18 protein-coding genes and 6 pseudogenes are annotated in these 26,005 nt (G+C 33.4%); 4 read left to right on the top strand and 20 right to left on the bottom strand.

Translation table 11 applies throughout. The features are described 5' to 3' along the window. Nucleotides 1–99: 99 nt before the first annotated feature. The 3 genes from MKX66_RS03685 to MKX66_RS03675 all read right to left on the bottom strand — a co-directional run bounded on the left by MKX66_RS03685 (nt 100) and on the right by MKX66_RS03675 (nt 2,915). A complete protein-coding gene (locus MKX66_RS03685) occupies nt 100–312 on the bottom strand; it encodes a hypothetical protein (protein ID WP_215589932.1) in 213 nt (70 codons plus the stop codon). A gap of 646 nt (nt 313–958) precedes the next feature. Next, nucleotides 959–1,765, bottom strand: a complete 807-nt coding sequence (locus MKX66_RS03680; protein ID WP_215589933.1) for an HNH endonuclease — start codon at nt 1,763–1,765, stop codon at nt 959–961. Continuing rightward, nucleotides 1,758–2,915 (bottom strand): AAA family ATPase, encoded by a 1,158-nt coding sequence (locus MKX66_RS03675; RefSeq protein WP_215589934.1) that lies wholly within the window; start codon nt 2,913–2,915, stop codon nt 1,758–1,760. The genes MKX66_RS03680 and MKX66_RS03675 overlap by 8 nt, the downstream gene beginning before the upstream one ends. Nucleotides 2,916–3,487: 572 nt before the next feature. On the opposite strand from MKX66_RS03675, the pseudogene MKX66_RS03670 reads away from it, so the two are divergent. Continuing rightward, a pseudogene (locus MKX66_RS03670) lies at nt 3,488–4,142 on the top strand (IS6 family transposase). Nucleotides 4,143–4,423: 281 nt separating this feature from the next. Here MKX66_RS03670 and MKX66_RS03665 read toward each other — a convergent pair. From MKX66_RS03665 to MKX66_RS03620, 10 genes and pseudogenes are all read right to left on the bottom strand, one after another. Further along, nucleotides 4,424–7,216, bottom strand: a complete 2,793-nt coding sequence (locus MKX66_RS03665; protein WP_341085538.1) for a nuclease domain-containing protein — start codon at nt 7,214–7,216, stop codon at nt 4,424–4,426. A 6-nt stretch (nt 7,217–7,222) separates the two neighbouring features. Beyond that, nucleotides 7,223–9,085, bottom strand: coding sequence for an AAA family ATPase (locus MKX66_RS03660; RefSeq protein ID WP_215589936.1), 1,863 nt, complete (start codon nt 9,083–9,085; stop codon nt 7,223–7,225). A 401-nt stretch (nt 9,086–9,486) separates the two neighbouring features. Continuing rightward, complete coding sequence (locus MKX66_RS03655; RefSeq protein WP_215589937.1) at nt 9,487–10,263, bottom strand: DUF6339 family protein; 777 nt, start codon at nt 10,261–10,263, stop codon at nt 9,487–9,489. Further along, nucleotides 10,253–11,107, bottom strand: a complete 855-nt coding sequence (locus MKX66_RS03650) for a hypothetical protein (RefSeq protein WP_215589938.1) — start codon at nt 11,105–11,107, stop codon at nt 10,253–10,255. Before MKX66_RS03650 ends, MKX66_RS03655 begins: the two co-directional genes overlap by 11 nt. Nucleotides 11,108–11,113: 6 nt before the next feature. Next, nucleotides 11,114–13,054, bottom strand: a complete 1,941-nt coding sequence (locus tag MKX66_RS03645) for a hypothetical protein (protein ID WP_215589939.1) — start codon at nt 13,052–13,054, stop codon at nt 11,114–11,116. Between the two features lie 14 nt (nt 13,055–13,068). Continuing rightward, a complete protein-coding gene (locus MKX66_RS03640; protein ID WP_215589940.1) occupies nt 13,069–13,314 on the bottom strand; it encodes a hypothetical protein in 246 nt (81 codons plus the stop codon). Between the two features lie 330 nt (nt 13,315–13,644). Next, nucleotides 13,645–14,371, bottom strand: a pseudogene (locus tag MKX66_RS03635) (IS6 family transposase). A 405-nt stretch (nt 14,372–14,776) separates the two neighbouring features. Continuing rightward, complete coding sequence (locus tag MKX66_RS03630; RefSeq protein WP_341085534.1) at nt 14,777–15,172, bottom strand: (deoxy)nucleoside triphosphate pyrophosphohydrolase; 396 nt, start codon at nt 15,170–15,172, stop codon at nt 14,777–14,779. A 42-nt stretch (nt 15,173–15,214) separates the two neighbouring features. Further along, entirely contained in the window at nt 15,215–15,370 is a 156-nt protein-coding gene (locus MKX66_RS03625) for an HNH endonuclease (protein ID WP_341085532.1), read from the bottom strand. A 216-nt stretch (nt 15,371–15,586) separates the two neighbouring features. Beyond that, complete coding sequence (locus tag MKX66_RS03620) at nt 15,587–16,396, bottom strand: HNH endonuclease (RefSeq protein WP_445662211.1); 810 nt, start codon at nt 16,394–16,396, stop codon at nt 15,587–15,589. Nucleotides 16,397–16,635: 239 nt separating this feature from the next. Here MKX66_RS03620 and MKX66_RS03615 point away from each other — a divergent pair. Next, nucleotides 16,636–17,466, top strand: a pseudogene (locus MKX66_RS03615) (right-handed parallel beta-helix repeat-containing protein); the annotation flags it as partial. A gap of 159 nt (nt 17,467–17,625) precedes the next feature. On the opposite strand, the gene MKX66_RS03610 reads toward MKX66_RS03615, so the two are convergent. Both MKX66_RS03610 and MKX66_RS03605 read right to left on the bottom strand, forming a co-directional pair. Beyond that, complete coding sequence (locus MKX66_RS03610) at nt 17,626–19,143, bottom strand: hypothetical protein (protein WP_341085529.1); 1,518 nt, start codon at nt 19,141–19,143, stop codon at nt 17,626–17,628. Nucleotides 19,144–19,246: 103 nt separating this feature from the next. Further along, nucleotides 19,247–19,669: pseudogene (locus MKX66_RS03605) on the bottom strand (hypothetical protein); the annotation flags it as partial. Between the two features lie 186 nt (nt 19,670–19,855). On the opposite strand from MKX66_RS03605, the pseudogene tnpB reads away from it, so the two are divergent. Further along, nucleotides 19,856–20,977 (top strand): annotated as a pseudogene (gene tnpB / locus MKX66_RS03600) (IS200/IS605 family element RNA-guided endonuclease TnpB). 77 nt (nt 20,978–21,054) lie between these two features. Beyond that, nucleotides 21,055–21,153 (top strand): annotated as a pseudogene (locus MKX66_RS30795) (DUF2691 family protein); the annotation flags it as partial. Between the two features lie 58 nt (nt 21,154–21,211). Here the strand turns inward: MKX66_RS30795 and MKX66_RS03595 are convergent. The 5 genes from MKX66_RS03595 to MKX66_RS03575 form a co-directional block, all read right to left on the bottom strand. Beyond that, nucleotides 21,212–22,246: an N-acetylmuramoyl-L-alanine amidase gene (locus MKX66_RS03595; protein ID WP_341085526.1), complete on the bottom strand. Its 1,035-nt coding sequence runs from the start codon at nt 22,244–22,246 to the stop codon at nt 21,212–21,214. A gap of 92 nt (nt 22,247–22,338) precedes the next feature. Continuing rightward, nucleotides 22,339–22,827, bottom strand: coding sequence for a phage holin family protein (locus MKX66_RS03590; protein ID WP_098912111.1), 489 nt, complete (start codon nt 22,825–22,827; stop codon nt 22,339–22,341). Between the two features lie 317 nt (nt 22,828–23,144). Beyond that, nucleotides 23,145–24,068 carry a hypothetical protein gene (locus MKX66_RS03585; protein ID WP_341085524.1) on the bottom strand — a complete coding sequence of 308 codons (924 nt, stop codon included), beginning with the start codon at nt 24,066–24,068 and terminating at the stop codon, nt 23,145–23,147. Between the two features lie 14 nt (nt 24,069–24,082). After that, nucleotides 24,083–24,466, bottom strand: a complete 384-nt coding sequence (locus MKX66_RS03580; protein ID WP_341085522.1) for a hypothetical protein — start codon at nt 24,464–24,466, stop codon at nt 24,083–24,085. Between the two features lie 9 nt (nt 24,467–24,475). Beyond that, nucleotides 24,476–25,996: a cell adhesion protein gene (locus MKX66_RS03575; RefSeq protein ID WP_341085520.1), complete on the bottom strand. Its 1,521-nt coding sequence runs from the start codon at nt 25,994–25,996 to the stop codon at nt 24,476–24,478. Nucleotides 25,997–26,005 lie beyond the last annotated feature (9 nt).

The following is a 26,005-nucleotide window of genomic DNA, read 5'->3' as shown; positions in this document are numbered from 1 at the left end:
AACAAGTCAAACAAGTAAGCGCCAAATAATATTGCACCTTGAAATGCAAACATTATTTGACGCTTTTTAATTTCACTTCGCTTTAAAAGTATAAATCTTTTAGCTTTCAAACTCTACTATTTCTTCTAGATCCGTATAATAATTTTTAATTATCATTTCCATACAGGATTTTCTTTTTTCAGGTGTACGTTGTGCTAGATTTTTTCCATTGCAATAAAATGTAAATTCATGAATTGTTCCAAAAATATTTAAGTACTTCTGCATCCAATCTTTTAAATCAATAGGCGCAATGTCTAATTCTGTACTTGCCATGAAAAATTCTTCAATTATGGTTTAGCATACTTTATTAAAATGGTAGATAAAGAGATAGGTGAAAAATTCCTTGAAGAATTAGACACAATCCACTGGGACTACTAATCTTTTTCCATTGGCTACAAGACGGTCATATACTTAGAAAATTATAAGGATATCATACTTACTTATCCTTCTTGTAAAACCTCTTATTATGGTACGATTTAAATAACCATTCTTTTTCATCTCAATCACTTTCCACTTTATTTCTTTTGGGTAATAAATTCTTGTCTTCATACGAAAAACACCTCCATTAAATTTGCATACTTAGTATGCGAATTCAGGAGGTGTTTTTTTATGTACCACTATCCGGTTTCAATTCTTCCCTTATCTGCTCTTTTTTGTAAAATCGATATATTATACTATATCTAGTTAGGTTAATTGTAATCCACTCCAAAACAAATACATCATCTGATGAGATAGGTTGTAAAAGATCAAGAAACAATGTGTCTGTAGATTGCTTACACTCTTTTATAATTTAGCTCCCTCGCTTTTGAAGTTAAGGGAATTTCATCTTTTTAATTCCATCTAGTTTTACGTAATAGTGTAAAGTCTTAATTTAAGGTCACTTTTTAACTAACTATATTTCAAACAAAATAAAATCGAATTATCTCGATATGGGTTGAAATGCACCTTCCTTTTTTTTATAAGCCATTGTTTTTTTTAAGTCCGTTTCTAAGGATAAGTCACTTATTACATTAAATTTTTTTTGAAGATCATTATCCCATAAATCTTCTAAATTTAAAATATCTACTATTGATAAGAAATGTGGATTATTTATTATTGCTGTCGCAACAGTTGCTGAATAGGAGGCACTTGGCATAGCTTCTAATAATAAGTTATCTATAGCACTCATAAATTTATTTCTGTTCTGACTAGTCCTACGAGTATTGTTGAAGTAATCTTGTACATTATCATGAATATCAGCGAGTGTGCTTGAAACAGTATTAACTATTTGAAAACGCTGTTGAACAAGTTTAATAGGATCATTTAGTAACAGCGTTTTAATAGTATTGTCACCTGCTTGTGTAACTGGCCAAAGTCTAAAATCACTTAACACAAGGTGAACTCTAGGATCCATTTTTGCTGGATGAATAAAAGGTTTTAATTTGGTATCAAAAGTTGATTTTTTTACATTGCATCTTTTACAACTAGGAAGGAGGTTCTCCCAATTAACAACTTCCAATGGATAACGCTTTTTATCGTGGAAATGTTCAACTTCCATATATTTCGACTCAACATTAAGCTTGCATTCGCAATATATACATTTTGTATGTGAACTTTCTAATAATGAATTTTCTATAAAAGTTTGCTTCCAAACAGATTCACCATCTTTAAGATATTTAAAGGTAAGTTCCTTTTGACGTTCGAATGTTAATTCGTTTGGACAATTTAACTTATTAATTTTAATCAATATTTAATCCTCCTAATGAACTTAGTTGGATTTTAAATATCTTACGTAGATGGTTATCTGGATGTAATAACTTATCAATTTTATCATAATAATAATTCGCTTTTTTTATATCTAAATTATTCAATGCCTCATTGAATTCTCTTAATAGCTGGTAATGCAAATCTGAATGTGTATTTTTAAGTCCCATTACATCTTGTAAAATTTCCTCAATAGACCATCCTTGAAATCCATATTCTTTCGAATATACTTTTTGATTAACTGTTACTAACCCATTTTCAAATTTTAAAGGAATTACTTCATTGGGATACGCTGCTTGGATAATATGCGGGCTATGTGTAGCTGCAATAACCTGTGCATTAGGAACGAGCCAACGCAGTATATCTATTAGTTTAGCTTGCCATTCTGGATGAAGATGCAAATCTAATTCATCAATTAATATTACTCCATCATAAGTGTGTACATCTTTATACGCATGTGTTACTTCTGTTTGCCTTATTAACCCTAATAAAATATTTAAGCAAGATTTATATCCAGAAGATAAATAATTTAATGGAATCTCACCACTAGGGGTTTCGATATATATATCAGCAGGTTCTCTAAACTTCTGCATTCTAAAATCATCATTATTTTGAATATCACGTTTTTCAATTCTACTAAAACGTATCTTTGAATCCAATTTTTGAAAGCATTTTTGTGCTATCATTAAATTAGAATATTTCTTTTCAGAGATTCTTTGTTCATTATAGTAATTTTTAAAAAACCACGATTGAATTGAATCTAATTGACTACCATAAAATCCATTGGGTATATTCCTATTTATTGAAAAATTAACCATTTCTTTAGACCTAATTGAATTTCTAAACTTAGGCATTCCGCGTTTCTCCTGCATCTCAATTTCTTCAATTTCAAAATTCCTCACGAAATGTTCACCATTATTAAAACCATGTGTTTCCCAAAATCCACGGTTACTCAAAACATTTTTCCGTAAATTTCGAGTGTTTCTATTAAATGAGCTAGCAATACATTCTAAAATCGTTGTTTTACCTATCCCATTTTCACCAGATATAAAGTTAAATCCAGGATTCAACTTTATACCTAAGTCGAAAATACCATTTATTCCTTGAATGAAAATCCCCTCAACCTTTAACATTGTTACCTCCTCTTAACTCCCCTATTATTAAATGCTATATATTACTATTGTACTTAATTTGGAAAAATCCAACACTATTAATTTAAAATAAAACTCTAAATTTGTCGGAAAAAATCAAAACAACTGACGTGTACCTATATCTACTATGTACTTTCACCATAAATGTAAGAGATAAAAATCCGTAAAATCTCCCACCTTTTCTCCATATAGGATCAATTTTTAAGTAGCTTAGTTCTCATTTATGAATACTCGTCTCAACTCCGTTTTTTCTGCTTCTTCCTTTGGAACTTTCCAGTAGGCAATTTACCTATTTAAAAGATTAGCTACTTCAACCTGTTTATAACTCTCACCCTTAAATCTATATGGAAGTTTACAAATTATCTTTACATTTACTTCATAATAATAAACAACTTACTTATCCAATATCGCAAAACGACTAGTAATAAATATACAGGTATATAGTCCCCGATGGGTTCTGTTGCAAAGTTTTTGAAAGTAAGCTAAATTTTTGCAAAACAGAGTGAGGAGAATCCTAAATGGGGTATTTTAAAGGAAAATAATTCAGGAAAGATATTATTTTGGTAGCCATCGGCTACTACTGTCGTTTTTCTTTAAGTTATCGGGATGTATCTGAAATTTTGAACGAACGTGGTGTATCTGTTCATCCCACAACCATCATGCGATAGGTTCATGAATATGGAATTTTGATTTATCAAATTTGGAAGGAGAAAAATAAGCATGTACATATGTATCTTGGAAATTGGATGAGACTTATATCAAAGTCAAAGGAAAATCGTGTTACCTATATCGTGCGATTGATAAAGAAGGTCACACATTAGATATTCAACTTCGCAAAAGCGAGATTATCAGGCTGCTTATGCTTTTATAAAAGGGCTCGTAAAAACATTTGGGGAACCCACGGTTCTCACAACAGACAAAGCCCCAGCGTTACTTTGCGCATTTAACAAATTAAAAGAACAAGGCTTTTATAAACGCACCACTCATTGTACAATCAAGCATTTCAACAATCTAATAGAACAGGACCATAGACATGTAAACAGACGTTTTGCCAAATCTGCAAGATTTCAGACCCTTCGTCATGCTTCACGTACTTTGAAAGTTATCGAAATAATTCATACCATACATAAACGAAAACGAAGTTTGCAACAACCAAACTTCGTTTTTTCGACTTACAATGAATTACAACAATTATTCAAAACTGCTTAAACTATAATCGTATTTTGTAAACGGGTTTATGCTTTTCTGAAATTTGCATCTGATCCGTTTTCTTCCATCAGGGCTTTCAACAAAAAATTTCAAAATTTCTTTCATTTGAAAACTCTATTATGTATTTTAAGATCCCACTTATAAAAAGATATTAAAGTAGTTTAATTCCGGTGTCTAATCTTTAACACTTACCGCATAACATTCCAAGTCTACACCACAGAGCACTCTTCATCCGAAATCATTACAGCAGAGCCATCGAGATCCGTTCACGCCGGCAATTATTAAAATGAAATTGTTACGATTGGATTTCCTATAACCCTTGGTCGACCATCACCACAACTCGGGCAAATAACATACCATTTTCTACGACTCTCCACTTGTAGATGGTAGTTGTTCATATGCTTAATTAGCTTATGATGATTGGATCGACAGTGTACTTTCACCCAAAACTCGTTACAAGACTTACATGTATAATAGTATTTTGGATAACCAGCCTGAGTTAGAAGCTGACGCTCGTGCACTTCTTTCGCCTCTCCGCAGTACCAGCATACCTTATACTCCCCTAAATGGTATTCCATAATCAAGCGGAACCAGTTTTTAAAGACATGAGTCATAGAAGGAACCATATAAATTGACCCATATTTATGTGCCTCTTCATTACATAAATTAGTTTTAAATAACGCTTCGTTATACATCACATGATACGGATTGTACTTATCCTCGGCGTTCTCTGAAATCACTACATCGGAATGCAAAATACAAGACGCTAGGATGGGCACTTGCCATTTTGGCTCAATCGGATGCATATGACCGTATTTTTTAATTGCAATATCAACAACGTCCTCCTTCCACTTTCCAGTGCCCTGAGACTCGTAATTACGATACTTCGCATCTAATATGACAAGCCCCATGGCCCGGTCATGCATCTTAAATTTCAAGACAAAGTCAGGCGTAAGATAACTTTTAGGTATAAGATGAATTTTCGGCTCATAGTAAAGTTCCACCTGAAAGTGTTCCCAGCGAAGTATAGCCGAGAAGTTTTGGAGTCCTTGTGCGCTTCCCTCCATCATGTACTTATCAAGACATGATGTTATATCCTTATAACCATCTATTTTCCAGCCCATTTCCTTCGTTAAGATATGTATGATTTTATAGAGCGTCCATACCTCGAAAATTTGTTCAACCTTCCCAGTACTAATTTGTCGTTGGTGCTGTTGTACAAATAATGAGGCAGATAGTTCATGCTTAATGTGCTGTAGTGCCTGCCACGCTACACGGTAGGACGGATTATGCATAAACACTTGTGTCGGCTTTACTGGAAGACGCTCTTTTAATACAAGCGATGAAAATAACGGTAGCTCGAGTAGAGCCTGTGCAGCTTCCCTTAGCTCATCATATTTCTCAGCATCGCTATGAATGTTCTCCTTCTGTTTTGTGAATATTTGTAACTGCTCAAGCTGCTTTAAACGCATAAACGCTGCCTCACTTTGCTCTGCACCCTGCATCTTGACTGGTAACTCTTTATCTAAAAAGGCAAGGAGGTCGTTCTTACCTGTTGGAACAGTTATTTCATTTCCATCCACTCGAATACTCGAAATATGCACAAAGTTAAACGAATAATTCCTATATATACTATTCGGTATTGGCATAGCGACAGCATCAACGCCATTTGGCTGTGGTCGCACAAAGCCACAAATATGAATCATTTTAGCTTCATCTACCGATTTTAACTGCGCCTCTTCACAAAAGGCCTTATAAAACCGTATATGTGACTGGGCATGGCCACTTATCAGTTGAAGCGTTCCAAAATGACTATTAGGAATCTTCGGTTGATCAAATTGTGTCGGAACAATATAAGATTGCACCTTCAGCTGCGTTTCACGTCGATCATACTTTAACTGAGCAGTCATCCCTTCATCGGATTGGTGGTGATAATAGCTATTACTCTCCGTAAACAGGCCATTCATTGCAAGCGTTAACTCAACATACGTACTAGGGATTTGTCCATTTGGGCTGCTAATGAAGTTTGCTTTTGCTTTAACATCTTCGCGAATTTGACGCTCTTCCTCTAAATACGGTTGTATATCCCGCATGAGCTTACTATGCACACGATTATATGTGTTCAAATCCTCTACCATTTCGACTGAACCAAGTAACCTCTGAATTTCTAAATCACTTTTACGAAAATGTGCCTCACGCTCATTTAACACATTACGTAGTAGCACCTTTGTCATTGTTTGATCAGAGCCCTTAACCGTTGCATAATGAATTAAATCTTCCAGCATTTGCTTTATAAGCTTATTTTCAAATGTGGCCACAACAGGCTTAAGCTCTCGACTACGATAATTTGGCTTACCAGGATTGATATATTGCTCAATTTCCATACGAAGGTCAAATCGTCCGCTGTTTTGAGGCTTCTTCTTTGTCGTATATAGCTTTAGTGTCGCATGTGGACTAACATTAATTTGCTTAATAGCACTTGTTAACTTTCTTAATTGCTCCTGTAGCTCCATTACAACCTTATTTGATTTAATCGCAACTTTTGCAACATTACGGTCATCTCGCACAAAATCCTCATGAATCCGGTATAAATCCACAATCATATCCTCATAATCTTCAATAGATAAAGAAGATGGAACAAAATGAATGGTCGCAAAGTATCTAGCTTGGCCATCCTCATCACAGCTTAGCTTCGCTGTACCTGCATTCGTTATTCCTGTTAAAATACTATCTGTTTCATACAAGTAATAGTGCTTTCGCTTCTTCGTTGAAAAACGTGTTGGCTCAAACCAAATATTCTCTTCTGAATGATAGACATAGCTATTACTAAACATTTCATCAGGAGACGTAATAGAAACAGCTTTCACATGTCTTCCCTTGTCAACAAAGCGAATACCAATTTGTCGCATAATGCTTTCATTTTGGTTACGGTAATGGTTTGGAATAACCCACTCCTGATCGTTTTCTGGAGCAATTTTATCACCAATATTAATGGATGAAATTGGAAGTAACCCTTGTTGAGGAGCTACACTATGGTCATATTGAACAAAAATCATGTATAATTCTACATGCATTTCTTATCAACTCCAATATGAGAATAAGCCCGTTTGTTCAAGCTTTTGTTCCATTTTTTCTAGTTTTCTCTTACTTAATAACTCATCCTTCACATGAAGTTCAATTGCTACATTTAATGTTGTGATTAGCTGCTTATCCTCTACTATTTCATGCAACCGTGGTAGAAACTTCATCACCGTAATATCATCCACCTGCTGCTTAGTTGGAATACCTAAGTTTTCCGCCGCTACATGGTACAGCAAAATATGCTTTTCAACACGCTCATTAAATTCAATTTGCCAATCTTTTAATGCTAACTGTAAGTCGTTCACTGCTTCACGAAGATGAGTGGAGATTCTTGGTGTGTCTTCTACATTTATCGTAAAATACTCAGCAGGAATATGATACTGTCCGATTTTTGCATCTGAAGCTATCTTTTCCTTCTTTTGACGATAAAGTGGAATAATAAAACTACGATCAATAACCTTTGGGCTTAAAGCTTGTACAGCACCATCCACATTCATTGTTCCGATAATACGTACGTTGCTTGGGATATCTAGAAGTGGTGCGTAGCGTTTTAAATTCTCATAACGTGTAACCATCTCATAATGCGCTAACGAATCCATTTGATTCTTCTTTAGCACTTCATCAATAGATACATCTTCATCTTGAGACATCCGCTGTACGAACCATTTGATTTCATTCATATTTTGCTTGTACTCAAAATCGCTATATAAGCGAAGCTGACCCCCTTCTAATTCACGCACACTTAGTAAATCAGCTAAATAATATTCAATCTGTGCAAGATTCATTTCATCTAAACAAATAATGTATAACTGCTCCTCGTTCTGCTTGGCTTCAATCAGACAATCTAAAAACGCAGATGGTACATATAACTGTCGGATTGGGTTATAAAATCCCAATAAATCCTGCTTATCGGTCCAGCTTGGTTGAACAGGGATAATTTCACACTTGGCATTCACAATCGATGCGAACTGCTTTACAATCGTTGTTTTCCCCGTACCTGAAGGTCCAGATAATATAATCATTTGCTCCGTCATAAGTGCTAGTAGTAACTGACCTAATGTTTTCTCTTCATAATGATAGCCACGTGCACTAAGCTGCGCTTGCATTCCTTTTAATAACTCTAAAGGTGTCTCTGGTGTCTCAAGGAAAGACTCATCTGACTTAATTAACTGTTCGTCAGCTTGCTCGTTAAATACAAAACCTAGTTCCTCTAGCTTTTGCTGAAGTGAGTAAAGATGCTTACGTTCTATAGCAAACTGCTGCTTAGCCTCCTCTAAATGACCTTCAGCCTTCTGTACCTCTAACAGCCTTGCCTCATTTCTCTCATTTTTAGCATCGATCTCCTTTAAATCATCTGCAATTTTAGCCTTCACAATATCAGCTGCAACATCTACAAAGCGGCTTTCTCCATCCTCATATAGTGATGGCTTTGCTAACGCAATAATACGGAGATCTTCTTTTTTCATATCTAACAGATTAAATAACTCATTACTATCCTCGATTGGATACACCTCATTGAAGGTCGTATTAAACAAGTTACCTTTTAAAATATCCTTCTTTACTCCAGTGAGCTTAACCTTCGCAATAACTAATGTACCGTCCTCATAATATATTTCTCCTGAGCCTGCAGGACAGAAAATTGATAGAGAGCGACTTAAATCTGTAAAAACCTGCGCTTCAATAACAACTCCTGTATATGGGTTTTGTAATTGGTCGATAAAAAAGAATGGCTTTTCTTCCTTCATATTACGTACACGGCCGATAAGCCATAAATCTTCTAAATGTAAACGCTCCAATACATATGCTTGTCTCTCATTAGGCGAAAACTCCGCATACTTTTCTTTTGTAATTGCCTCAATCACACTCAACACTCCCAACAAACTAAAATACATTATATATAGTAACATAAATATATCTTTATTTTCATAGACAAGACTAACGAATAATGTATTCAAAGAAACAGCTAGCTATTCTCTACTTGTATGAAGCTACTTACAAAGATTGTAACTCTTTTAAAATCACCCCTTACTTTTAACCTGCATACATACAAAAAAACTCAGCTATTTAAATATGGCCAAAAACATTTACTCACTACTATTCTAAAGATGCTTTTGAAATAGAAAAATTTCTTTTCTAGTAAAAAAAGACAGAATAGCTTTTCGCAATTCTGTCTAAAAATACTGGTTATAGTGTGTAATGTTTTATTTAATAAAGAAATATTAATTAATGAATGAATTTTATTAAAACTCAATGCCGTCTCTTTTTACACAGTTGCTTTTGAAAGAAGTAGGGTTGATACGTCATAGTAATGACTTAATGCACGAATGATTTCCTTTTTTAGTGCTTCTTTCTCCAGCATTGGCGCCATGACAACGGGATAACTTTTGTTTAACTCAAAAATAACACGTCGGCCGTAGCGTTCGTCACTCCCTAAATCTGGACGATCTTTAATCTTCGCCTTCATAATATGTGAAATCTTTAATTCATCCACGATTTTTAATACTTTTAATAAAAAGTCTTTATTACGGAAAATCTCATATTTAATAATATAATTATACAAATCTAGATTTTCGAAAATGAGTCTATAATAATATTGTTTTTCTTCTGAAGAATGCGCATAATCTTCCACATATTCAGTTGCTAACACACACTTGTAAATGTAGTTTTCCCAGTCAAATGACTTCGTTACAATCTTTTCAAACTCTTTTTGATCTTCTAAAATAGAGGGGTATTTCTCAATAAGATAATCTCGGTGATATGTAATAAAATAAGAATGCCAAACAACTTCATCCAAGTGCAAATCGCGATTAGACATAATATAATGATCAGCTAAAATACGAAACGCTTCTAAAAACTCTTCCTTACGAACAGCATCACTACCTTTTGCCATATAAATCGGAAAAGGAACATCACTCGGTAAGGAAATAACCTTGTCCGTAAAATACTCTTCATTCGTTACAATCGTATTAGCTTTAAAATCATTATAAAGCTTTTCGCTCTTACGGTATCCACTTTTTAGTAATCGCACATTAACTTCCATTGGCAGCCAATCCTTTCACAGCTGATGTGAATTTCTCAATAATGCGATCCGAAATTTGATAAATCACTTCATCGACATTATCAATACTTAATTCTTCCACCATTTTTTTAGACATTAGTTGATATAACTTAAAATCGAGTCCTTCAGGTATACTCACCATGTTTCTTAGCTCAACTGAATCCTCATCTTCTTCCGCATACTTCTGAATAAACTGCTGTAATGCCGTACGAAGGCCCATATACACATACGTATTGTTTAGCGATTGATTTTGCGGAAGTGTCGCAAATTGTAAATCTGCATCTCGATAATGAATAATGATTGTTTCAGGACCTAGCTCAATTTTAATATCCGATGACAGATGTTCATCCAGCTTCTTCTCGAATAAAGTTAAAGGGTTTCTATCACTACCATCGAATAGAACAATATTCGAGAAGCCTAAAATCGAATGCTGCGGTACAATAATCTCACCTTTGAATGAAGTATAAAATTCATCTAAATCATGATTATCACAGAATGAAATCTCTTCCGTTGACTGTAAATGTAGTTGCAGGGACGTACGCTTACTTAACGAAATACGTGACTTGGGAATTTCAATATAGCTTTGCCCAGGCTCCAATACATAGAATTTATTGTCTTTTGATTGCACAATTAAGATAAGTACCGCCTTTCCAACCTCTACTAAAGAAGAAAGAAATGGCGATGTAATATCTGGGGTAATTTCAAAGCGATAGGTCTCCGTATTTTCTTCTAATTCAATATCTAACTTGAATTCACTGCTTCTATAGCTCATCGATGAATTTGTTAAAACAGGGTATGGAAAGTTTGCATCTTTTTTGTAAATCATCTTGTATTACACCTCCACATAGTAATTAAATTTCAACGCACGGTTATAAGTCGGCTTAAGTTGAACATTTAAATATACAACGTCGTTTTTAATCGTTACACCTTGTAACGTATGACCATTTAAGGGATAGGTTTGATTTGTATGCACATCTGTAATAGCATCATAATTTTCTGAAAAAATCAGATTGTGTTCTTCACCCATCCCGTCAATTACGCGGAATGAAATATCACAAGATGTTACATTTTTTAAAGCTTTTTGATTTGTAAAGTCAAAGCGAAGGATTTCTCGATCTTGTAAAATTAAACGCTGTACAAGATTAGGATTCACGCTAAATGTTTCTTTTGAATCGTCCAGCTCACCCGATGCACCTTTTTTCGCTTTCTTACGTTTTAAGTCACCTTGACCACTGCCTTGGCTACCACCTTTACCCCCACCTCGGCCGCTGCCTCGACCGCCACCTTTTTGCTCTTCTCCTTTTTTAGTAGAAGGACCATCAATTTTTGACTTAATCATTTTTTTTCCACTATTAATCACTACAGTTCCTAATGCTTTTTCTAACTCTTTCTTGAACTGAGTTTCAACTGTGTAGAGTACATCTGCCGTATCCATCACACCATCAGTCGGATTATTTTCACGCATCTTTTCATCAATAATTTTTGCTAAAGCATTCGCTAAATTTTTTGTAAATTTACGTGCTTTTGCTTTTAATTTTGGATCTTTAATTTTTGGATTCATAATCGTCGTATGTGATTCATCTTCTAACGATTTTAAATAAGCATCTTCCTCTAATCCACCAATTAATACCGCATTAAATGGCTTTGTCGCATGACCATCAACTTTAAAATCTTCAATCTTCATCCCAATCGTACGGAAAATAGCCATACGTCCTTTTGGAATTTCTTCATTGTACGTAAAGTATAAAGTGAAATGGAAATCACGTTCACCATTGCTCACTACTAAAGATTGTGGCTCTGCATGTATATATGTATCTACATAAAGTGGCGTAAACTCTTTTTTCATTTTTGCTACTTCTGTTGGATAATACTTTGCATCTTTCACAAATTGCTCTAAAGTATTTTTGCTCAAGTCTTTACCGTTTACATTTACTACTAACTCACCCTTTAAAATCGCAATCGCAAAGCTATCACAAATCGTTTTAATAATTTCCACTTCTTTATCAAACTCTTCACGGAAGAAAGGAATCACAATCTTTAAACCTCGTGTATCTTTCTTAAAGATGGAATGGTACGTATTTTCAAATGGTACATATTTTGTACGACCATTTTCCAGCTCTTCTACATCTGAAAAATAACCTGTTGCTCGATAGTAATTACCGTCATGCTCATGCTCTACTAGCTGAATCGTTCCACCAATATGCTGATTTTCATGTTCATCACAGTTCGAAAAATACATTAAATGTAAATCAGATGCACTGTTTGATGCGATCTTCCCAATACCATGCGAACCCCCACGAGCCGTTTCTAACGCTTGATCGCTTTCAGTAGCGTGGAAACCTTTACTATACGCATAAACACCAAATGTATCTTTTGATGAATTACTTTGACCATTACGCGCACCCGATAAACCACGTGTGTTTTTATCTTCAAATGAAATATAGCGCACTTCTTCTTGGTTTAAACAATTTTTCATATGTTCGATTACTTCTTGTGTGTATTCACTTTGACCAACAAGACTTAAGATATGCTCCTCGATCTCTTGAATTCCCGGAATATCACTTTTATTGATAACCCCTGTTTGGATTTCAACAATAACAGGTTCTGTACTTCCTATTAATTTCCCATCGCGCGCATTTTGTAAGTTTTCACGTACTAAACCGCGTACCCCCATCCCATAAAATCGCTGCAGCACTGGGTGAAAGTTACACTCTTCGATATTACTAATTTTCGAAAATTGAATATCCTTTTTTAATTCAATGCTTGTAGACATACACTACACCTCTTTTATTTTTTCGAGCGGAACTTAAATTCGATTTCCACATTTTCTTCTTTACGGAATTTAGTTTTGAGCAACTGGATCTCTGATTCCAACGTCGAAATGATGGCCTTTACGTGCTCATTTGTATAGTCGTAATTATTTCGGTTGGCCAAATTACTAATCAAGCGAATCTTCTTAATGGCTTCATTCATCCGTTTCTCCCCAAGCTCCTCGAACTTTTGTAATTTTACATTTTCATTTTTAACACTCATACTGGCCTCCTAAATTATTAATATATTATTTATTTACTATATTTTCATTTCATAAACTAAATGTAATATATATAGTTTTTATTTTCAATAAAATAGAATTATTTTTAAGGATAAATTCCCAACAATAAATATATAACAATAAAAAAGTCAATGAAAATTATATATTTTAAAAATCTAGAGAGAATAAATTTCATTTCGAACTTCACTTTCATAATGCTCGTAAAAATAGCACATCACTCAGTCTATGTGCCTTTACTAATATGAATTTGGGTTCTGGTGCAAAAATGTTAGTTAGAAACATACAATAGCAATTCCCTCTACATTTCTAGCTTATGAAGCTAAACCAAACAATTTATGAATAAATTATTTTTGATTTTGGGCGGACTTGGGCAGACTTTTCCAGGAAAACAAGTTGTCCTTTTTTCATCATATGCATGGCTTCAACACCACTCAATATAGAAATTGCTGTTTTAAATGACTTGAATCCTAACATAGAGCGAACTCGCCTTTTAATAAACCGGTGATCCTGTTCCACTATATTATTGAGATACTCCACTTGCCTAATCCGGATGCCTTCTGGCATCTTTTTTTCTTCTTTTAACTCCTCAATTGCTACTGGATAGGCTGGATTCTTATCTACAGTAATGACACGAGGAGTGGACACATGCGAAAAAGCCAAGGCCTTTTTGAAAAAACGCTTGGCTGATTGGGTATTTCTATTTTTACTTAAGTAAAAATCAATCGTGTTTCCTTCTGAATCGACTGCACGGTATAAATACATCCATTGCCCTTTTACCTTAATATAGGTTTCATCGATTCTCTACGAATCATTTATTGATTTAAGATGATGTCGTACTTTCTCTTCTAATTGAGATCCATATTGATGAACCTAACGCATAATCGTTGTGTGAGCAATGGATACACCTCTTTCTTCCATCATTTCCACTAGGTTTCGAAAACTCAAATTGTACCGTAGGTACCACCTTACTGTTAATAAGATGAGTTCAGGCTGATAATGCTTCCATTTATTTCTCTCCTTCAAAATGTATATAATCATCTTAATATGAAAATTAAAGTATGTAAATTTAAGAATTATATAAAATTCCCCAATCAACATAAATTCAATTTATTGTTATTAATAAGGATCATGGACAATTGATTAAGTTTTGGTAATTATAATTTAATTACAGAAGAATACATCATTAGTAACGTAAAGGATTTTGTAAGGTTAACATAAAGGCAGTTTCAAAAAACGTTTATCTTACAAGCTGATTCTACAATATTAAGATCATTACTTAACTCAAAATAAAATTATTAACCAAACTTGCTAATTGTAATTTAACTATTATTTTTTGTGAAAATTCCTTATAAAAGAATATACACCGCCTTACTAAAGGGCGTATATTCTTTTATTTAAAGACAAAATGAGAGTATTGACTGCTCAGCTAAATCTAGACAGAAATTAAAATTCTATGCTCAAAATATTCATAGTCGGAATATCCGCTGGTGCCCACTTTAACTCTAATAATTTTTTAGCTTGAACCCACTTAATCTCTGCATGCTCAAGAGCTTTAGGTATACCGGACTCTATGTATGCCTTATAAGTAGCAAGATGAACTATAATATTCTCATACTCATGATCCACTTCTTCTATTTTTTCACCAACAGTAATTAAACATCCTAGTTCTTCTTTGATCTCACGTATCAATGCTTCTTGCGGCATTTCCCCTTCATTAATTTTTCCACCTGGAAATTCCCAATAGTTCGGTAATGACATTGCAGGAGAACGTAATGCACATAATATTTCATTCTTCTCATTAAAAATGACCGCACCAACAACCGATACTTTTTTCTTCATGAACCATCACTTCTTTCACATCTTATTTAAGACATATACTCTCTATATCTCGTCTTTTTTCTTATATCGCGCCAGCTTTTTCTCTAATTTCACAACATCTTCCTGTAGATTTAAAACATGCAGCTTTCGATGACAATTCGCACATACTCCAACAGTATTATAAATCGTATCTTCTCCATCCTCTGATAGCCATTTCACATAATGTGCTTCTAAGTATGGATTCCCTTTTTATCTTGGAAAGGAGCATGCTATTTATACATAACTCCCATATACCTTGCGCACGTCTTTTGGCCAGCTCAGCTACATACATACTGTATATTTTGTAAAGCATCTATTATAACCATGAAATACTACCTTTGTAGCTCGATCCTTTAATTTGTTTTAACTTATTACTCCCAACAATTTTTTAGCCACTTAATCCTGAAATTCAATCTCTCTATGCCATTTCATATATTGACGCTGCATTTCATTCATTTGGATCTGTAACTTATCATGTATATTCAAGAAGATTTTTAAAGTTTCGTCTAAACTGTTCGAAATTAAAATTCTCCCGTCGTCTCCAAAACTAATAAAACCTTTATCAAATAACGCATCATGGTTAGGACAAAGTAGTAGTCCATTGTTTATATCTAACCTTTCCCTATGATTAGATTGGCTCCAAGGTTTAATATGACTTGCTATTAGAAAACGTTTATCAGAGACTCCACATAGTTTACATTTCTCTTCATTCTTCAACAAATTCTTTTTAAAAATGGATTGTCCAATTCTAAATTTTATAACTTGTTCTTTTTCAGTTTGATCTAATACATACGACAAATCCTTCTCTATTTCTTCCAGAATAGTTTCTTCATCACTACCCCCTATGTTTGATAGCTTGTTCCAAGTATCCCTATTTTCTTCTTTAACTATTGTTAATAAATAATCAGCAAGTTCTAGAGTTACTCTAAACAGGTAACCAGTATTACCACGCCCAATCTTATTGAATGGAGCGTATTTTTCACCCTGTAGCTTTAATATGTTTTCTATGAAATCTTTATATATAATAGGAATCTCCAAATCATGGTATTCCACATTTACAATCCATCCTTCTTTTTCCCAGAGCTCAGTCTGTTCCAGTCCAATTGGCTTATCATGAACCTTATAATCTTCTTTTGCAACCAAAATTGATACTAGCCTTCCTTTAAAACTATTAAAAATGATGTCACCTTTTCTTATCATTTTCATATCTGTCCAGTGATGAAATGATTGTCCCTTGTTATTTTTTTGTGGCGCCCAGAGAAATCCTCCCTCCCTCTCCTCCTTATAACTTTTATTTTGAAATACAAGAAAATAATTCATTTTTCTACTCCCCATATATTAGATTAGAAACTTATCTTATCAATATTTAAGTAACTGTTTATATTCAAATAAAATATTATCAAACCTAGTACTCTTTTTCACATGAAACATCTAAATTATTCCTTATTTCTTTTAATGGTACTTCATCTCATGCACAAAATAATTCAAATCATCTTGTCATAGACAATAACGAAGTAGCAAATTTGAAATTAGGACTGAGTGAAGCTATTGCTGTGAATGGGAATGTAGATTCTTTTGAAGTTACCAATAACAAAGTACATGATAACAACAACATCGGTATTGTTCTTATTGGACATGAAGGAGTGTCTCCAGTAGCTGCTTTAGATCAGGCACGGAGTGGAATTATTCGTAACAATATCGTTCATCACAATTCATCTTTTACTAATACTAGTTATAATGCATATTCAGCTAATGGTATTTACGTGGATGGTGGGGAGGAAATTATCATTGAGCAAAATCAAAGCTATGAAAACAACCTGGGTATTGAAGTAGCAAGCGAACACGTAGGAAAAAGCGCAAGCCAAATTACTGTTAGGGACAATACCATATCCAATAATATCATGATTGGAATTGGTGAATATGACAGTCAGCAAGGTTATGCCGAAAATAACACAGTTACCAACAATATTATTTATAAAAATGACACAAAAGATCAAGAGAGTGGACAACTCGAATTAAATTACGATACCCGCAACAACGTAATTACCAATAATTACATCTATTCAAGCAATAGCCGTATTTTTATTAGGAATAATTTTAAAAAAAGCACTGGGAACAAACTTGATTACAATCATTACTATCGGGAATTCGATCAAAATAATAGCTTGTGGCAATGGAAAAGAAAAACGTATAAAGGATTTTCGCCTTATCAAGCAAGTATGAATCCAGAAGGAGATGAACTACATAGTATATTTAGCAAATTACCCCCTTCATAATTAAGGGGGTCTTTATATAACGAATCAGTTTTCTTTTTTAAGAGTGATTTTCTGTCACCTGGGCAAGATTTAACCAACAATAATTTCTTTTAATCAACTGTTATTAACTTGTAATACTTTAGTTTAGTATTTCCTTTAATTCTACTTGACTGTAAATATTTACTTAGTGTTTAACCTTAACTCCCTCTCTAATTCCTTAAAAAAATAAGAATCATACTCATCAAATATACTTGTAAAGCTATTATTTAAAACTATGTTAATATTCATACCTAATTCTGGGTACATATGATAATTAGGAGAAATCCAATAACCAAACTGTGCTAATTCATCACAATGTATTGATTCTATCCCTAAATTATTTTGTGTTCTATATTCTAAGTACTCAAAAAAAGTATCTATTCCATTGATCCTATTGGACACCCACAATATTTTATGCAATGCAAAAATATTGACTACCCATGTATCTTTGTACTTTTCTTCTAAATATCTGTTAGATAACTCTGCTAAATCTAAATATTCATCCAACACAACTACAATCTTAAATATTTTTTTATGATTTGCATTACTAACTTCTAATACTTCTTTTCTTCCTTTTTTCTTATTGGAATTATAATAAATAGCAATCTTATTATTTAACAAATACTCTTTTCCTCTTTGACACTGCTTACAAGCTTTTACAATAACTTCTTTAAAGTGCTTCTCTCTTATTTGAGTTGCATCTTTTCCGTCTATAAATATACTTTTAAAATTCTGCGATTTACATTCTATAAATAAAATTTTATCTTGAAATTCTATTATTAAGTCTTGTTCATTTCCCTTATTGTCATACGAGGTAAGATATATATCTTTAAAAAATTCCCCGATAATATCTTTTGAATACGCCTCTAAAATATCTCCTTTTTCGTCCTTAGACTTCTCATTTTCTATAATTCCCCTAAATATATTCTCGAATATATGATACGCTCGTGGTACATACATCCCATCAGAAAATTTTATTCCTAATTTCCCTTTAAATGCCGTTCTTAAATTATCCTCAATAAACGCTCTTTCTTCTAGCTCATTACCATCTAAAAATAACTTCTCTAAATTTTTTATATTCCCGAACTCTTTTTGAAAGATGTTACTTTTAATATATAAATTTTCTGTTGATGCTAGTAAAATAAGCAAATCATTAAAATTGTTATGTATTGATAATCCATATATTTCTTCAGATAACCCCTCAAAATATTTGAATAATCTAAAGTAACTATATACATCGATAGATGGATAATCATACTTGTAATTTAAGTATCTTCTAAAATCATTTTCTCCAAACTCATTATTTTCTAATTGATTTAACCAATCTAATTCACTTATTTTTTCTACTATAATAATAAATATTTCCTTTTCTTCCGCTAAATTAAATTTACATTTACTAAATATCCTCACAAAGTTAGTCTTATATAATATAAATATACAACTTAGCTCTACAGATAACCTTAAAGAAAATTTAAACTCTTCTAGATTTATTTGTCTATCTTGTATAACTTCATTAAAAATTTTAGCCCTATCTTCCCTTGTTAATTTTCTATAATGTAATTTAGCAAATCTAAACACATCATTTATATCTTTTAATTCCCTTATTTCATCTCTCATTCTTTTATAATTCATCATATCAAACTCCATTTTTATTTTCATAATGAAATTAACTGTATTTTAAATATACCAGAAAAATTCAACAATAACTTGGACCGCATTTAACAAATTTCTTTAACCAATAAAAAATATACTTATCGGTTTTTTACTTTGTAAGCTGTAAAGCTTTCATATAATCCTCTTTCCTCTCAAGGGTCTTTTTTGCATTTTCAGCCGTTAATACATAATCTACTACAATATTTTGTAATAATTCCTTCTTAGCACTTGGCAGCTGAATCGTTATATCTTCCACGCTACTCTTATTATTTTCAATTGTTTTATTAAATTCTTGAACACTTTTTGCAAGCTCCGCTAATTTTTCCATATGTGCGTAATTATTTACATCCAAAAAGATATTACTTCTAAAAACTGCAGTAACATATTTCTTTTCTATTTCTGCTGCAGCCTTTTTATCGAAAACAGCATCTCCTGTATACATTTGATCAAACGTAAATATATCGTTATTCCCTTTTCCAGCATAATATGTATTGAATTTTTCTTTTAACTCATTCGCTTTTTTTTTTATTTTATCTTTTTAGCCAAAAAGACTCCTTCCTTAAGGAACGCGAAGTGAGTAGGTGGGAGATGCATTGGCTTCGGACAAGGGATGGCAGGAAGCCATCTTAATTGTTCGACATACATAAGTGTCACTTCACTACATATCGAATGTATGTTTGTTATATAATAGAAGCATATTGAAATGGGGGTGAAAGGAATGATGATTAATAAAGCATATAAATTTCGTATCTATCCAAATAAGGCACAAGCGACCCTAATCAATAAAACGATTGGTTGTTCTCGTTTTGTATTCAATCACTTCCTATCTCTATGGGATCATGCATACAAAGAAACAGGAAAAGGTTTGACATATGGTACATGCTCCGCCAAACTTCCTGCCATGAAGAAAGAGTTTATTTGGCTAAAGGAAGTGGATAGTATTGCGATTCAGTCGTCTGTTCGCAACCTCGCGGATGCTTATACACGCTTTTTCAAAAAACAAAACAGTGCCCCGCGTTTTAAATCTAAGAAGAACAACGTACAATCTTACACCACAAAACAAACAAATGAAAACATTGCCGTTGTAGGAAACAAAATGAAATTACCAAAACCGGTCTTGTTCGATTTGCCAAAAGTCGTGAAGTAAAGGGACGTATTTTAAATGCTACGGTTAGACGGAACTCTTCTGGCAGATACTTTGTGTCATTGTTAGTTGAAACAGAAGTGCAAGAACTTCCGAAAACAAATTCTTACATCGGAATGGATGTGGGACTAAAAGGTTTTGCCATTTTGTCAAATGGAACAACCTATGAAAACCCGAAGTTTTTTTCAATCATTAGAAGCGAAGTTGGCAAAAGCACAGCGTATTCTTTCTAGAAGAATGAAAGGATCTTCTCGCTGGAATGAACAACGAGTAAAAGTAGCTAGAATTCATGAATACATGACGAACGCTAGGAAAGATTACTTGGATAAAATCTCAACTGAAATCATCAAAAACCACGATGTTATTGGTATAGAGGATTTGCAAGTATCGAATATGTTAAAGAATCATAAGTTAGCAAAAGCAATTAGTGAGGTATCATGGTCACAGTTTCGAACCATGTTGGAATATAAGGCAAAATGGTATGGCAAACAAGTCATTGTCGTATCGAAAACATTTGCTTCTAGCCAATTATGTTCATGTTGTGGGTATCAAAATAAAGACGTTAAAAATCTAAACCTACGTAAATGGGAGTGTCCTTCTTGTCGTACACACCATGATAGAGATATTAACGCAAGTATCAATCTAAAGAATGAAGCAATAAGGCTTCTAACCGCAAGGACTGCGGGGTTAGCCTAATCAATTAGAGTTCGATAGAACTCTTTACTTAGGAATCCCCCACTTCTAAATGAAGTGAAAGTGGGGGTAGTTCAAGCAAAGATAAGCACTTACTTCAGAAGTTACATCAACATGTTCAAGACCTAGGTTATTTAGATACTAAGTATTTAACAGAACGTACTGCAGGAACTTTTTAACTAGATCTTAAAAAGAAGGATTCAATACTCCTATTAAATCCTTCTTTTCCATTACTCACTACTTCACATTTACATAATAAGAACTAGCTGTAATATAGAACACATTACCTCTACTATTCTTCACTTTATATTGTGGTGAACCATTTACAGATACTTTATCAACGATAGTGAACCCTAAACCTTCACCGACAGTTCCTACAACATCTCTATCAGCCCAGGAAGCTTTTGAATAGAATCGTAAGTCATTCACTTTAGAGACTACACGTTTTCCTTCCACAGATGAAGATTCTTCTTTATAGCGAATGTATGATGAATCGTTATAAACCCACTGATTCCCTCCAAGATTTAACCAGTTTCCTACTTTACCCCAGACTTTATATGATTCACCCTTTTGTAGCTTACGAATGACATCATTGCTTGTGGATGGTCCAGATCGAAGGTTTACATTTAAACCTTCGATATAAGCTACTCCTGTTATATCCGTTACACTTTCAGATGGTTGTTGTGGTTTTACTTCCACAGTGACAGAATGACCATTATACGCCTTTAAAACATCAGAACGGAATTGAGCTTCTGATACACCATGTGAAGCAAGATACCCCTGTGGATCCTCATGATCTGTACCGCCTAATTTATATGTGATATCTTTATGAGTCCATAATCCAACACTCGGATGGATATTTCTATCTTTTAAAATTTTCGCAAGTAACTTTACATATCTTTCATACGATTTTTTGAATTTAATTGGGTCACTAGTCTCAGAAAGTTCTACATGTACAAATCTAGCATTTGCCGCTGGACCTGCACCCCATGCACGATATTTAGTAGAAGCGATTTGAATTGTTTCATCCCAATCCGTTGCATAATGAACGAATGCATTTCTCCATGTTCTAGCTTCATAATTTCTAATATTGATAGCAGGTGCTTCTGGTGTCGCTGTGGAATGTGCTACTACTCCCTCATATGCACCCACACCATATCTATATCCTTGCTTAGGTAAATCTAGAATAATCATTTCTCTATCTGCAAAAGCACTTGCGGAAGAAGAAAATAAAATAATACACATGATAAATAACGCGCTACATTTTTTCATTTCGTATTTTCCCCTTTAATATTTGCATAAACAAAAAGAGCACCTCAATTGAGACTGCTCCTTTTGCTATCACTTTTTATATTTGTCTTTATTTAATTTTTTTCTTTTCTAGATTTTGATCTTCTAATTTTCGCTTCAATTTCAGAAGATACACTTTCTAACAACCAAGTAGGAATCCATCTATCCCAGCCAATCCGCACACAATTGGCTGTAAAGCTATTAAAAATATGATAAATTAAACCACCCGTTACCATAAAATAGAAAAACTCTGGTAGTTTAAATGCAATATCAAATAAATGCGCTAAAGAAGGTAATAAAAAGAGCACCACAGTTCGTGCAATGCCCTCAATTCCATATTGTGATGAATACGTACCATCTAATTTTGAAGCCTTACTACCAGTTATCCAATCTAATACAACTACCCATACCAAAATGATAATCCAAATTAAATTAGATTTACCATATAAAAAATTAAATATAGTTCCCAATCCCCCACTAATTACAGAAGCAACTTTAAATTGGGTGGTATTAATAACATCCAGTACATTTAATGTTTTTACAAGCTCATGAATCCGTTCCAAACTTTCACCCCCTTTTTACATTTCAAAGCAAAATAAAAAAGCCCGCTTTGGCAGGCTTGAATGTAAAAAATTATTTATTCATTTTCTTCCAGGAATATTCTAATGGTTCTTGTCGTGGAACCACTATGTCACTATTCAAATTATCATTTGTAACAATTGTATTAGTAAGAATGTATCCTTTCCTTGGTATAGCTTTTCTTGTACCTATTATTAATAAGTCATTCATAACTAAGGCTTTTTTAGAGGTTTTTGCTCTTGAAAGTGTTTGTAAATCTAGATCTAAAATTACACCTTTAAAAATACTAATTGCAATCACCTCATTCTATACGAAATGCTAACGGAGCAGGTAATGAACCGTAATTTCTTGTATTAGCATAAATATATTTATACTTTTGAATCTTACCATTCTCTTCGATTTCCAATACATCCCCATGTACAATTCCATTTTGACTAGTGGTAAATATTCCTCCAAGTTTTCCTCTAATACCATAATTATCATGGTAAATATAAAAAGGTAACAGTATAAATTTATTATCTACATTTGGATTTTTCGATAAAGATACGTTAAGCCAATTAGTCCTATGAGCTGTACCGGATTGATTTAGAATTGCGTTTTTAGGTTCCGCAAAAGTGATACCAACATTAGCGGTGCTCATGTCATTATAAGCGCTAGAATACCAAGTTAATGCTTTAGTGTAAGGTTCATGTAACTCTTCTAACATTAAATTATCTAATACCCCTAAATAAGCTAATGCATTAGAATAATCTGCACCACCTGGACGATTTGCACATACAATTATTCGCTCTTTATCTATATACGAGAATAATTCGATTGTGACTTCTGGCGGGATTTCTGTCCCATATCCAGGACGGGTGTCTGAATAACTATTTCTACCAGTAAACCAGGAAACGGGAAATGAATTCTCTTGCGATATTCCTCTCCCCGTATTATTGTTATATCCTGTGCAAAATTTAAAAAATGGATCGGAATAATTACTAGTTCGTACATCGTAATTTTCTTTTTTAGAATTCAGCTCCGCATTTCTTCCGTCATATGGGATTAATTCGATAAAAATATTCTTTTTTCCATCAGTACCATTTGAATACATAACATAAACATCTTTAGCATTTTCTTTCCCTTCATTTAGTTGTTTCCAACCCACTCGTAACATTTCATTAATAACTAAATCGAATATGTTTTTCTTTAATGGTGTAGATCTCTTGAAAAGATATTCAGCCATGAAAATACGCTCCCTTATTTTAAACTTACAGCTTTAATAATTAACGTGAATAAAGCCGGCTCATTTCCTTTGTTTTCAATATAAAAATGTGCAGAACTTGTTGTATCTTTATCTTCGCAGGGAATGGCCAATATATCATAAGTCTTCTTTTCTTGAAGACTCTTATATATCTGCAGACCATCCTTTTTCTTATCAAAAATTGTAGTGATAGCTTCAACGTTCTTGCTGTTTGTTACATATATAGTTCGAATATCAAATTTATTAAATTCCATATTAATTGAAAGGTATTGAGTTTGTCCGTTTTGTACGATTATTTGTTCAGATTTTTCAATAAGTACAGGTGATGAACTACCACCTACAGTTTCTCTGTAACGATTGATTTTCATTTCAGTACCCATATAAACACCTCAATCATGTTGCAATTTAATGTTAAATAAAATAGGTTCAAATCCAATGTAGTTTGAATCTTTAGTTACCATTACCCAAAACTCCCTAAAACTATTTGCGCGTAATGTATTTATTGAAATTTGTTTTGCCCAAGCTGATTTATCTAACGAAATATCTGCCCACGTATATCCCACCTTTTCCATGTACTGTTCAATAGATATTTTGAGATTTCGAGCGGATACAGAATTTTCGTTTTGGATAATCATTTTAATAATTCTTTTTCCCTCAATCATATAGCCTAAATCAGTTGGATCAGTATCGTTTAATTCTTGAGAGTCCATTATGATTTTTATAGGGGAACCCATATTATAGATGTCACCGCCATAAAACAGGGCTTTCTTTTCAGCTATAAGGCTATTTTGTTCATCGTAAACTTCAATGGTCCCTTGGAATTCTACAGATGGTAGGTTTATATCTATACCGGTATTTAATTTGCCCACTTGATTAATGGATAGTGTAGTGCCATTTTCATCTTTTAAAATTACTCTGTTATTTGGGAACAGTTGTCTTAACTTTAATTTGTGGCCACTCGTGATAATGATACGATCAATATCTAGTGGCTTGTATGGATCTGCGACACCTTTCTTTAATACAACACCGATTTTAGTCGCTTCTAATTTATCGCTATCTGCATAATCAAAGGTAGCATCTACCTTGCTGTAAAAGTTCCATTGTTCACCAGTAGAAGTAGCAAGCCATTCCCTGTGTTCTTTAGAACTATTAATAGAATGAGATTCAAGAAATTCTATCTTATTATCAGCGTTTTGATATATAATCAATCCGCCCTTATCCCCTTCAACATCAGGAGTATAATCAGCGATGACTTGTATTGCTATATCTCCTGGTGGCTTATCAATTAATAACATTACATCTTTATCAGCTGTATGATTCAATCTTATAAAGCCTTTTCTTGCAGCAATACTAAATGAATCCGAAGGTGATATAATCCATTCTGGGTTTATAGAATCGAAATCATCCATGAAGATTTTTCCGCTTTGTTTTTTGTATAAAGAAACTCCTTTTGTTATTTGGGCGGGATCAAAATAATCAATAGCATATAAAAAAGAAAACTCACCTTTGTATCTCGTACTTGTTCTTATTGTCACTGTATGCTCTTTGTTTTCTAATTTTAGGTTTTCATAAACGACTGTAAATTGTGGAGTTTTAGAAAAAAGTCTTACATATTGCTCTTCACTACCGTCAATCTTAATAACTAAATATTCACTAAGTGGAATTGTGTCGTGCCCAGCCATAATTCGAAGACCTGTACCAAAGAATGTGAAAGATAACTCTGGAGAAGGTACTGCAGCAGTTGCATAGAATGCATTTCCACTCTCTGCTTGCTCATCAGATCCTACGGAAAACCATCCTTTATTACCAGTAAGACTTACACCTTTAAAGAAACTGCCAACATTAGAGTATTGGCAATATTCCCTTATCCAACCACTTTCTGGATTAATTAAATTTGTTCCTATGTCCATTTCTTCCTC

It is taken from the genome of Bacillus sp. FSL R9-9530, from assembly GCF_038008145.1.
GTDB lineage: Bacteria > Bacillota > Bacilli > Bacillales > Bacillaceae_G > Bacillus_A > Bacillus_A mycoides.
Note: the sequence above shows the minus strand (reverse complement) of the source record. Positions and strands in the feature narration are given on the sequence as shown.